This window comes from Paenimyroides marinum (assembly GCF_900108395.1).
Classification (GTDB): Bacteria; Bacteroidota; Bacteroidia; order Flavobacteriales; family Flavobacteriaceae; genus Flavobacterium; species Flavobacterium marinum.
In genome coordinates this window covers 1-13,658 of sequence record NZ_FNXE01000016.1, presented here as the reverse complement: position 1 = coordinate 13,658, position 13,658 = coordinate 1, and the positions used below count along the sequence as shown (strand labels likewise).

The 13,658-nt window shown below is 38.9% G+C and carries 3 protein-coding genes; all 3 read left to right on the top strand.

The window, feature by feature from the left end; genetic code table 11:
• Positions 1–65 precede the first annotated feature (65 nt).
• The 3 genes from rpoB to BLW20_RS06720 all read left to right on the top strand — a co-directional run bounded on the left by rpoB (position 66) and on the right by BLW20_RS06720 (position 13,658).
• Positions 66–3,878, top strand: coding sequence for a DNA-directed RNA polymerase subunit beta (rpoB, locus tag BLW20_RS06730; RefSeq protein ID WP_091097934.1), 3,813 nt, complete (start codon positions 66–68; stop codon positions 3,876–3,878).
• Positions 3,879–3,952: 74 nt separating this feature from the next.
• The gene (gene rpoC / locus BLW20_RS06725; RefSeq protein WP_091097930.1) at positions 3,953–8,245 is read left to right on the top strand and encodes a DNA-directed RNA polymerase subunit beta'; all 4,293 of its coding nucleotides are present in this window, start codon (positions 3,953–3,955) and stop codon (positions 8,243–8,245) included.
• 190 nt (positions 8,246–8,435) lie between these two features.
• Positions 8,436–13,658 (top strand): Ig-like domain-containing protein, encoded by a 5,223-nt coding sequence (locus BLW20_RS06720; RefSeq protein WP_177165045.1) that lies wholly within the window; start codon positions 8,436–8,438, stop codon positions 13,656–13,658.

The window sequence follows — 13,658 nt, the reverse complement described above, 5'->3', positions numbered from 1 at the left end:
GAAGTATTAAATAGCTGTGTTTTTACACAAAAAATTACTTTTTTAAACCAAAATTTTGTTCATTAATGATTACAAATCATACTGAAAGGTTAAATTTTGCCTCTACGAAAAATATTCCTGCTTATCCGGATTTTTTGGATATTCAGGTAAAATCGTTTAAAGATTTTTTTCAATTAGAAACGAAATCTGATGAAAGAGGTAACGAAGGTTTGTACAAAACCTTTATGGAAAATTTTCCCATTACGGATACGCGTAACCAATTCGTTTTGGAATTTTTAGACTATTTCGTAGATCCGCCTCGTTATTCTATTGAAGAATGTATTGACAGAGGGTTAACGTATAGCGTTCCTCTTAAAGCTCGTTTAAAATTATATTGTACAGACCCGGAACACGAAGATTTCGAAACCATCGTACAAGATGTGTATTTAGGGACTATACCGTATATGACCCCGAGTGGAACTTTTGTAATCAATGGGGCAGAACGCGTTGTTGTTTCACAATTACACCGTTCGCCGGGTGTTTTCTTCGGACAATCTTTCCACGCAAACGGTACCAAATTGTATTCGGCACGTATTATTCCGTTCAAGGGTTCTTGGATCGAATTTGCAACCGATATCAACAGCGTAATGTATGCGTATATCGACCGTAAGAAAAAATTACCTGTAACTACTTTATTCCGTGCAATTGGATTCGAAAGAGATAAGGATATTCTTGAGATTTTCGACCTTGCCGAAGAAGTTAAAGTTTCTAAAACAGGATTAAAAAAATACATTGGTCGTCGTTTGGCTGCACGTGTATTAAATGTATGGCACGAAGATTTCGTTGATGAAGATACTGGTGAGGTAGTAACAATCCCTCGTACCGAAATTATTTTAGACCGTGATATTGTCTTAGATAAAGACAATGTTGAAGAAATTATAGAGGCAGATGTTAAGACCATTCTTTTACACAAAGAAGACAGTAACCTTGCCGATTATACGATTATTCACAATACGCTTCAAAAAGACCCGACCAACTCGGAAAAAGAAGCTGTTGAATACATCTACCGTCAATTAAGAAACGCATTACCTCCTGATGAAGAAACAGCAAGAGGTATCATAGATAAATTATTCTTTTCTGACCAACGTTACAACTTAGGTGATGTAGGTCGTTACAGAATGAATAAAAAATTAGGATTAGATACGCCGATCGATAAACAGGTTTTAACAAAAGAAGATATCATCACTATTGTTAAATATTTGATCGAGTTGATTAATTCTAAAGCTGAGATTGATGATATTGACCACTTATCAAACCGTCGTGTACGTACAGTAGGAGAGCAGTTGTCAGCTCAGTTTGGTGTTGGTTTGGCACGTATGGCACGTACCATTCGTGAACGTATGAACGTTCGTGATAACGAAGTGTTTACGCCAATTGATTTGATTAATGCAAAAACATTGTCATCGGTTATCAATTCGTTCTTCGGAACCAACCAGCTGTCTCAGTTCATGGATCAAACCAATCCGTTGGCAGAGATCACGCACAAACGTCGTTTATCGGCATTAGGACCAGGTGGTCTTTCTCGTGAAAGAGCAGGTTTCGAGGTACGTGACGTTCACTATACACATTATGGTCGTTTATGTCCGATCGAAACCCCAGAGGGACCAAACATTGGTTTGATTTCTTCATTGGCTGTTTATGCAAAAGTAAACAGCATGGGATTCATTGAAACACCATACCGTAAAGTAGAAAACGGCGTGTTGCAGATTAATGAAGCTCCTGTTTATTTATCGGCAGAAGAAGAAGAAGAAAAATTAATTGCACAGGCAACTATTAATGTTGCGAAAGACGGAACCATTGAAGGCGAAAGAGTAGTAGCAAAACAAGATGCCGATTTCCCGGTAGTTGAACCAAAAGAGTTAAACTATGCCGACGTTGCACCTAACCAGATTGCTTCTATCTCGGCTTCGTTAATTCCGTTCTTGGAACACGATGATGCAAACCGTGCATTGATGGGATCAAACATGATGCGTCAGGCAGTACCATTGTTACGTCCGGAATCTCCAATTGTTGGTACCGGATTAGAAAAACAGGTAGCTACCGATTCTCGTGTGTTGATCAATGCTGAAGGTGAAGGGGAAGTAGTTTATGTAGATGCACAAAAAATTACTATTAAATACGACCGTACAGACGACGAGCGTTTAGTAAGTTTTGATGCAGACGAGAAAACATACAACCTGATCAAATTCCGTAAAACCAACCAAAGTACGTCTATCAACCTAAAACCAATTGTTCGCACAGGTGACCGTGTTACTAAAGGACAGGTTTTATGTGAAGGATATGCAACACAAAACGGTGAGTTGGCATTAGGTCGTAACTTACAAGTGGCGTTCATGCCTTGGAAAGGGTATAACTTCGAGGATGCGATTGTAATTTCAGAGCGTGTGGTACGTGATGATATTTTTACATCAATCCATATCGATGATTATACGTTAGAAGTTCGTGACACCAAGTTAGGATCAGAAGAATTAACCAACGATATTCCAAACGTTTCAGAAGAAGCTACTAAAGATTTAGATGAAAACGGAATGATCCGTATTGGGGCTGAAGTAAAACCTGGTGATATCTTAATTGGTAAAATTACACCAAAAGGAGAGTCAGATCCAACACCGGAAGAAAAATTATTACGTGCCATTTTTGGTGACAAAGCAGGCGATGTAAAAGATGCTTCATTAAAAGCTTCTCCATCATTACGCGGTGTGGTATTAGATAAAAAATTATTTGCACGTGCGGTAAAAGATAAACGCAAACGTTCTAAAGACAAAGAAGACATTGCTTTATTAGATACACAGTTCGAAGTAAAATTCAACGAATTAAAAGACCGTTTGGTTGATAAATTATTCCAGTTGGTAAATGGTAAAACATCACAAGGTGTAATGAATGATTTAGGTGAAGAAGTATTGCCAAAAGGTAAAAAATACACCTTAAAAATGTTACATGCTGTTGAAGATTTTACACATTTAACAAAAGGTCAATGGACAACCGATGAGTATACAAATGAGTTGATTACCGATTTGGTTCACAACTATAAAATTAAATTAAACGACTTGCAAGGAGTATTGCGTCGTGAGAAATTTATGATTACAGTGGGTGACGAATTGCCATCGGGTATCTTAAAATTAGCCAAAGTTTATATCGCTAAAAAACGTAAATTACGTGTGGGAGATAAAATGGCGGGTCGTCACGGTAACAAAGGTATCGTTGCAAAAATCGTTCGCGATGAAGACATGCCTTTCTTAGAAGACGGAACACCGGTTGATATCGTATTGAACCCGCTTGGGGTACCATCTCGTATGAACATCGGTCAGATTTACGAAACCGTTTTAGGATGGGCTGGTAAAAAATTAGGTAGAAAATACGCAACGCCAATTTTCGATGGTGCATCATTAGAAGAAATAAATGCATTAACAGACGAAGCCGGTGTACCACGTTTTGGTCACACCTATTTGTACGATGGTGGAACTGGTGAGCGTTTTGACCAAAAAGCAACTGTGGGTGTAATTTACATGTTGAAATTAGGTCACATGGTTGATGATAAAATGCACGCACGTTCAATTGGACCATACTCTTTAATTACGCAACAACCTTTAGGAGGTAAAGCGTTATTTGGAGGTCAGCGTTTTGGAGAGATGGAGGTTTGGGCTCTTGAAGCTTACGGTGCATCTTCAACATTACGTGAGATATTGACTGTTAAATCGGATGACGTTATTGGTAGAGCCAAAACCTACGAGGCAATCGTTAAAGGTGAACCAATGCCTGAACCAGGATTACCGGAATCATTCAATGTATTGATGCACGAGTTAAAAGGACTTGGTTTAGATATCAGATTAGAAGAATAACATCGTAAAAAGAATGGTGCTTTTTACTAAGCATCATTCTGTTACAAAAGCTTTAAAAAGTAAAGGGTTTAGCAATGAGACAAAATAAAGATAAAAATAATACCGTAAAAAGATTTAATAAAATCTCTATCGGATTAGCATCACCTGAATCGATTTTAGCCGAATCAAGAGGTGAAGTTTTAAAACCTGAAACCATCAACTACCGTACGCACAAACCAGAGCGCGACGGGTTGTTCTGTGAGCGTATCTTCGGACCTGTTAAAGATTACGAATGTGCTTGTGGAAAGTATAAAAGAATTCGCTACAAAGGGATCGTTTGTGACCGTTGTGGTGTTGAAGTTACAGAAAAGAAAGTTCGTCGTGACAGAGTAGGGCATATCAACCTGGTGGTGCCAATTGCACACATTTGGTATTTCCGTTCGTTGCCGAACAAAATCGGTTATATTTTAGGATTACCATCTAAAAAATTAGATGAAATCATTTATTACGAAAAATATGTTGTGATTCAAACAGGTGTTGCAAAACGTCCTGACGGTGAAGAATTAAAGCGTTTGGATTTCCTTACAGAAAATGAGTATCTGGATATTTTAGATACCCTTCCAATGGAAAACCAGTATTTAGATGATAACGATCCAAATAAATTCATCGCTAAAATGGGTGCTGAATGTATTATGGATTTATTAGAGCGTACCGATTTAGATGAATTATCATACCAATTGCGTCACGCGGCTAATAACGAAACATCTAAACAACGTAAAACCGAAGCGTTAAAACGTTTACAGGTTGTTGAGGCATTCCGTGAATCTAACGAAAACCGCGAAAACCGTCCGGAATGGATGATTTTAAAAGTGGTTCCGGTAATTCCGCCAGAATTACGTCCGTTGGTGCCGTTGGATGGTGGTCGTTTCGCAACGTCAGATTTAAATGATTTATACCGTCGTGTAATTATTCGTAACAACCGTTTAAAAAGATTAATGGAGATCAAAGCTCCTGAAGTAATCTTGCGTAATGAAAAACGTATGTTGCAAGAAGCGGTAGATTCATTGTTTGATAACACACGTAAAGCAACAGCGGTTAAAACAGAATCTCAACGTCCGTTAAAATCGTTATCAGATTCATTAAAAGGGAAACAAGGTCGTTTCCGTCAAAACTTATTAGGTAAACGTGTAGATTACTCGGCTCGTTCGGTAATTGTCGTTGGTCCTGAATTGAAGTTATACGAGTGTGGTCTTCCAAAAGATATGGCTGCCGAATTATACAAACCATTCGTAATCCGTAAATTGATTGAGCGTGGAATTGTAAAAACGGTTAAGTCTGCTAAAAAGATCATTGATAAAAAAGAACCAGTTGTTTGGGATATCTTAGAAAATGTGATTAAAGGACACCCGGTATTGTTAAACCGTGCTCCTACGCTTCACCGTTTAGGTATCCAGGCATTCCAGCCAAAATTAATCGAAGGAAAAGCAATTCGCTTACACCCGTTGGTGTGTACGGCATTCAACGCCGATTTCGACGGGGATCAAATGGCGGTGCATTTACCATTAGGACCAGAGGCTATTTTAGAAGCCCAGTTGTTAATGTTGGCATCGCACAACATCTTAAACCCGGCGAATGGTGCACCTATCACAGTACCTTCTCAGGATATGGTTTTGGGTCTTTATTATATGACCAAAATCCGTAAATCGACACCGGAGCATACTGTAAAAGGGGAAGGTTTGACCTTCTATTCGGCAGAAGAAGTTAATATTGCAATTAACGAAGGTCGTTTAGATTTGAACGCACCTGTGAAAGTTCGTGCAAAAGACTTTAATGATAAAGGAGAATTGGTTTATCAAATCATTGAAACATCTGCAGGTCGTATCTTGTTTAACGAGGTAGTTCCGGAAGCTGCTGGTTACATCAACGAAGTGTTAACTAAAAAATCATTACGCGATATTATCGGTAAGATTTTAGCAGTTACCGATGTACCCACAACAGCGAAGTTCTTAGACGATATGAAAGATATGGGATATGGATACGCATTTAGAGGTGGATTGTCATTCTCATTAGGCGATATCAAAATTCCAGATCAAAAACAAGGAATGATTGATGATGCTAACAATCAGGTAGAAGGTATCACCATGAACTATAACATGGGGCTTATTACCAACAACGAACGTTATAATCAGGTAATCGACGTTTGGACATCAACCAATGCTTTATTGACCGAATTGGCAATGAAAAATATTCGCGAAGACCAACAAGGATTTAACTCGGTATTCATGATGCTTGATTCAGGAGCCCGTGGATCTAAAGAGCAAATCCGTCAGTTAACAGGTATGCGTGGATTGATGGCTAAACCTAAAAAATCGACAGCTTCAGGTGGAGATATTATTGAAAACCCGATCCTTTCGAACTTTAAAGAAGGTTTATCAATCTTAGAATACTTCATTTCAACGCACGGTGCACGTAAAGGTTTGGCGGATACCGCATTGAAAACTGCCGATGCAGGATACTTAACACGTCGTTTACACGATGTAGCTCAAGATGTGATCGTTAATTCAGAAGATTGCGGTACGTTAAGAGGTATTGAGTTTGAAGCATTGAAGAAAAACGAAGAAATTGTAGAATCATTAGGAGAACGCGTTTTAGGACGTGTAACTATTGACGATGTGGTTAATCCGTTAACGAATGAAATAATTGTTGCTGCCGGTGAAATGATTAATGAAGCACATGCAGCTAAAATTAACGCATCGCCATTAGAAAGATTAGAAGTGCGTTCTGCGTTAACTTGTGAAGCCGATCACGGAATTTGTGTAAAATGTTACGGACGTAACCTGGCATCAAACCGTATGGCTCAGTTAGGTGAGGCTGTTGGTGTAATTGCCGCACAATCAATTGGTGAGCCTGGTACACAGTTAACATTGCGTACATTCCACGTAGGAGGTACGGCAGGTAACATTTCTGAAGTTTCTACTATTACAACAAAATTCAAAGGTCGTTTAGAGATCGAAGATTTAAAAGTTGTAAAAGGAGAAGATGCAGATGGTAAAGAAATCGATATTGTGATTTCTCGTTCAACCGAATTAAAATTGGTTGACTTAAATACAGGAATCGTTCTAAATACACATTACATCCCTTACGGATCTACTATTTATGTTAAAGATCAGCAAGTAGTTGAAGAAGGAACCGTAATTTGTAAATGGGATCCATACAACGGGGTTATTATTTCTGAATTTACCGGTAAAGTTGCTTATGAAGACATTGAACAAAACCAGACATTTATGGTGGAGATCGATGAGCAAACCGGATTCCAGGAAAAAGTAATTACCGAATCAAGAAACAAAAAATTAGTTCCAACGTTATTGATTTACAACAAAGACGGCGAATTGATTCGTTCATACAACTTACCGGTAGGTGCCCACTTAATGGTAAACGATGGCGAAAAAATTAAAGCAGGTAAAGTGTTGGTGAAAATTCCACGTAAATCATCTAAAGCGGGTGATATTACCGGAGGTTTACCGCGTATTACCGAGTTGCTTGAAGCTCGTAACCCATCAAACCCGGCGGTTGTTGCTGAAATCGACGGTGTTGTTTCTTTTGGAAAAATCAAACGTGGTAACCGCGAAATCATCATTACACCAAAATCAGGTGAGGATGAACAACGTAAATATTTGGTGAAATTATCAAACCAAATTCTGGTTCAGGAAAACGATTACGTAAAAGCAGGAACTTCATTGTCAGACGGGGCAATTACTCCGGATGATATTTTAAGAATTCAAGGACCATCAGCTGTTCAACAGTATTTGGTAAACGAAATTCAGGAAGTTTACCGTTTGCAAGGGGTGAAAATCTCAGACAAACACTTTGAAGTCGTGATCCGCCAAATGATGCGTAAAGTTCAAATCCAGGATTCGGGCGATACCCTGTTCTTAGAAGAACAATTGATCCACAAAGATGATTTTATCCGCGAAAACGACCGTTTATTCGGAATGAAAGTGGTTGAAGATGCCGGAGATTCTGTAAACTTAAAAGAAGGACAAATAGTTTCGGTACGCGATTTAAGAGACGAGAATTCTCTATTGCGCAGAGAAGACAAAAATTTAGTAGTAGCCCGCGATGTAATCCCGGCAACAGCAACACCAGTGTTGCAAGGTATTACCAGAGCATCGTTACAAACTAAATCGTTTATCTCGGCAGCATCGTTCCAGGAAACAACAAAAGTATTAAACGAAGCTGCAGTAGCAGGTAAAGTTGATAACTTATCCGGATTAAAAGAAAACGTTATTGTGGGGCACAGAATACCGGCAGGAACAGGTATGCGTGAGTACGATCATATTGTTGTGGGATCAAAAGAAACCAAACAAGAAGTTGATTTAAATTTTTAATTTCAACAAATCTAATATAATGAAGCCGCCTTTTTAGGGCGGCTTTTTTATTTCTACTAAATGAGATGTTTACGTGTGTTTAACAAGAAAATTTGTTAAAAGTTAAAAATAATATAATTTAATATTAAAGAATTAAAAAAAAATAATTAAGTTTATCGTTCAAATGACTAATTGTAATTATTATAAATTTATGAAAAAAACTACAATACACTCAAGGTTTAAGATACGGTGGTTAAGCACCCAGACTTTGATATTGCTATTTTTAGGTTTGTTTTTGCCTACTTTACAGGTAAATGCACAATTTACTATCGATACTACATTAGCTCCAGGTAATTTTGCAGCAAATAATGGGAATGGATTTGTCACATTTAACTTTACAAATACAAATACTTACCCTGTTTTTATTACAGATGTATCGGCAGTCACATCTGGTGCTTATACAAATGCAGAAGCTTACCTCTATACAAGTATTACACCTTTAACTGGTCCGCCTGGAGTTATCCCTACAGCTTCAACTATGCCTTGGGTACAAGAAGTAAATCAAACCATTAATACAACTAATAATACAACAACCCCTCAGCCTATACTAACAGGTGTTAATGTAGTCATTCCAGCAAACACAACTGTAGGTATGGCTATTGGAGTTTTTACTACAGGTAATTCTAGTGGAGCTATGAGATACCATACGATGACTTCGAGTACATTTACATATAGTGCAGGTGGCGTTGATATGATATTTTCACCCACAACAGCTTATGGGGTTACAAGTTATACAGGTTCTACTGCAAATAATCCAAGAGCTTTTGTGGGTAGTGTATCTTTCATACCTGGAGTCCCTTGTTCAGGACAGGTGTCTGCTGGTACAGCTTCCTCAACAGTAACGGGAGCTTGTGCTGCGGTTCCTTTCAATTTATCACTTAATGGGGCAACTATGGCTGGAGGTGTTACTTATCAGTGGCAAAGTTCACCTGCGGGTGCTAATACATTCACCAATATCACAGGAGCTACCAATATGTCGTACGTTGTAGCAAACCAAACAGTAGCAACAGATTATCGTTGTGTGGTAACATGTACTAATAGTAATAGTACTGCTACATCTACTATTGTTTCTGTAGCACAAAACCCTTATACTGATTGTTATTGCACGCCAACATATTCATACTCTTGTAGTAATACAAGTGAGAATATAAATAGTTTTATAATAACAGGAGAAGGAACTTCTGAAATTAGCGATTTAGATACCGGATGTAGCACAGGTAATTACCAAGATAGAACATCTGTTTTTACCCCAGTAGATTTGTTGCAAGACAGTGAATATGATGTGCAAATCAATACGAACTATGGCTCGGCACAATTTGTATGGGCTAGTATTTGGATTGATTTTAATGATAATGGTGCGTTTGAACCATCAGAGCAACTTGTGAAAGATGTACCAATGGTTGCAGCCCCAGGTTTCCTTAACCTCTCTATTGCAATTCCGGATACAGCTCCGCCAGGAGTTCACAGAATGCGTGTTCGTGCAAATTATAATGCCACAATTGATGCGTGTGCAAACGGTAGTTGGGGAGAAACACACGATTATGACGTAAATGTTATTGCTATAACATGTTTCAGACCTTTGGATGTACAGATATCAGATGTTACTAAAAACAGTGCTTTGGTAACAGTAACACCAAATACAAAAAACACAGGAAGTGTTACATACGCTTATGAAGTTCGGGAGTCTGGTATGCCAGGAAGCGGAACTATAGGCTTAGCAGCTTCCGGTACAGCTACAACCAATCCATTTACGGTTACAGGCTTACAACCATCAACAAAATACACTGTTTATGTAAAAACCGTTTGTTCATCAACAGACAGCAGTGGCTGGACAAAAAGTGATATAATAGGCACCATGTGTGATTATCCTGAATTAATTGCTGCACCTGGTAAAACGGTTTGCGGACCGCAAGAAGTAGATCTTACTGCTATTTTTGATGCCGGAACAGTAAAGTGGTACGATACGGTAACTAAAGATAGTTTATTATATACCGGAGCTAATTTTACAACCCCTGTATTAACAGCAGACACAAGTTATTGGGTACAAGCAGGTAATATATCTTTAGGAGAAAAAGCTGTTGGAGAGGGCACTTATACCACTTCGGGTAGCTGGGAATTTTTATACAGTTTATATCATGGTTATAAACATCAGTATATTTTTACTGCTGATGAATTAATAGATGCAGGAATATCAGCGGGTAATATAACAGCCTTAAAGTTTGATGTGGTTTCAACCGGTGTTTATAATCCGCGATTGAATTTCAGTATAGCAATGGGAGAGACAACACAAAGCGTGGCGACCACTACCCAAATAGCCAATAGTAATTTAACACAGGTTTACAGTAATGCATCGCAGCCTTTAACCACAGGTATTATGACTTTTACATTCACAACGCCTTATGTATGGGACGGTTCAAGTAATGTAATTGTTCAAATAGCATCAGATAATGGGGCATGGTCTAGCCCGTATGGTGAAATACGCGGACATGATGCTCTAGCTACAAGAACTTCTGTCCTTTACGGAGATAATCAGGGCATAGCCGGAATATTGGCAGCTACAGCTCCTGCGGGTTCTATCTATGGAGCAACAAGTGCGTACCGCCCAAACACCATTTTTGTCGGAGAATTTGGTTGTGCTTCCCCAATGGTAGAAGTAAAAGTAGAAGTAGAGCCCAAACCAGCCTTTGAGTTATCTACAGATATGGTAACTTCATGTGGAGGAGGTGATTCAGAAGTTGTAACCATTACTACTAATTTAGGAGGGTACGATACCTTTGTATGGACACCGAGTACAGGAGTAAGCGGAGACGAGGTAAATGGCTGGACATTTAGCAGCACCCAGGAACAGGATTATGTGTTATCAGCAAGTCAGTCAAACGGTATTTGTGAACATTTAAAAACAGTTCGTGTTTTTGCAAGCGAAAACCCACAAGCAGATGCTACATTGGCAAGTACTTATGATTTGTGTAAAAACGAAGTAGCCGAACTAAAAGCACTGGAGGCTGTTCCTGCCGATGTAACAATAGGTATGCCTACTACAACAACCAGTGCAACGAGTGAGATGTCTGCTTATGTGTACAGTGAAGTTTATTCAAAACAACAATATATATACAGTGCAGCCGAATTAATCGCCCAAGGCGTAACCACAGCTGGTTATATAGACGAATTATCTTTTGAAACAATTAATTCAGGAGCAGGTTTAACAAGTGCAGAATATACTGTAAGAATGATGTCCACACCGAATACTACTTTTGGTACTACAGATTTTGCAACAGGAAATTTTGTAACAGTCTTTTCAAGAACCAACCATGCCCATACGTTCCAAGGGCTTCAAACAATGACATTAGACAGTCCGTTCTATTGGGATGGTCAGTCAAATATATTGGTAGAAATCACACAAGAGCGTGGTACGGCAACAGGAACCAATAATGCACAAACGTATTACAATACTGTTTCAGGAAGCGATGTAGGTATCTATACTACAAGTGAAACAGATCCGGATCCGTTAACAGGAACAGTAACTAATAACCGGTTAAATGTGAAGTTTGGGTTAACTCAGGCAAAAGTAACGTGGAGTCCGACAACTAATTTATATTTAGATGCAGCTACAACTGTACAATACACCCCTGGTACAGATGCTTCAACAGTTTATGTTATATCAAGTGGAGCAATGAACCAAGTATATAATGCAACAATAACCGCACCAACAGGTTGTGAATCGGTAATTCCTGTTACAATCAACGTGGTGGATGTAACAACACCTGTTGTACAAAGCCAGACCTTCTGCCAGGCAACACCTGTAAGCGATATTGTAGTAACGGGAGGGACAAGCAGTACAATCTATAATTTTTATGATTCAGCAACTGCCACTACCCCAATAACCACGATTTCTAAAACAGGAACGTATTATGTAGAAGCAGTTCAGGGAGATTGTAAATCACCACGTGTAGCTTTCACCGTAACAATAACAACATTAGCACTGCCAAATGCGCAGCTAACCCAATACTCATGTGGTAGCGGTACTGTGGCCGATTTAGTTGCAACCGGAACAAGTGGAGCACAAATTAAGTGGTATGATTCAGCAACCTCAACAACCCCGTTGGCGTTAACAACCCCATTGGTAAACAATACCACTTATTATGCGTCACAAACATTAGGAAGTTGTGAATCAGGAAGAATAGCTGTATTGGTAAATGTAGGTCAGGGACCGGCTTCATTAACTCCTCAAACCATTTCAGTTTGTGGAGCATTGAACTACGGAAATGTAAATCTGAATCAAATTGCCGGCTCAGAACTGGTATGGTATCCGTCATCAACATCTCAAACACCGATACCAAATACCTCGCAGGTAGTAACCGGTACCTATTATGTTTCACAAAAGGTAAACGGATGTGAATCACAACGAGCTCAGGTAATCGTAACTGCCCAAGGAAGTGTTCCGGCACCTACTGCTACTATTCAAAATATATGTGGTAGCGGAACAGTTGCACAGTTAACAGCACAGATATTACCAAATGCTACTGCAGAATGGTACAGTAATGCCACATCGACAACACCATTGGCATTAACAACCCCATTAACAAGCGGTACTTATTATTTATCTCAAAGAGTGGGTAACTGCGTATCGGTAAAAGTACCGGTTGCAGTACGCGTAACAAGCACAAGTGCTCCGGCAGTAACGCCAATTACCCTATGTGACGGTGCACAGGTTGGCAATATCGATTTACCAACACCAACAGGCGTATCGTATAACTGGTATTTGAACAGTACTTCGACCACTCCATTACCATTAACCGATATTTTACAAAGCGGCTACTATTTTGTAACGCGTGTTGAAAACGGATGCGAATCGGTACGTACTCAGGTACAGGTAACAATCAACAGCCGACCAAACAGTCCAACGGGAGCTTCACCGCAAACATTTAATAATTACGCAGAAATAAGCAATCTGATCATGAACGAACCAAACGTGGTTTGGTACGCAACATATGAAGATGCAATGAATGGTGTTAATCCGTTGCAACAGAATATGCCAATGGTAAATGGCAGTACATATTATGCTGTTGTTATAGGAACTAACGGATGTCCAAGTTTACCAACACCGGTTGAAGTAGTGATTGTTTTGGGTGTAAATGATTTTGATTTAAGCAAATTAAACTATTATCCAAACCCTACAAGCGACTTATTAACGATTAATTACAACGAAGTAATTACTAAAGTAGAGGTATTTGATTTAAACGGACGTTTGGTAATGACCCGTGAGTTTGAAAGTGAAACAGTGCAGTTGGATTTTGGTAAATTAAGTTCAGGTACTTATATGCTGAATGTAAAAACCAAAGACAGCAGCCAGTTTATTAAAATTGTTAGAAAGTAA

What these genes read in the sequence shown, in the direction of transcription:
- rpoC (WP_091097930.1), top strand. Translation starts at nt 3,953, where the DNA reads ATGAGACAAAATAAAGATAAAAATAATACCGTAAAAAGATTTAATAAA.
- rpoB (WP_091097934.1), top strand. Translation starts at nt 66, where the DNA reads ATGATTACAAATCATACTGAAAGGTTAAATTTTGCCTCTACGAAAAAT.
- BLW20_RS06720 (WP_177165045.1), top strand. Translation starts at nt 8,436, where the DNA reads ATGAAAAAAACTACAATACACTCAAGGTTTAAGATACGGTGGTTAAGC.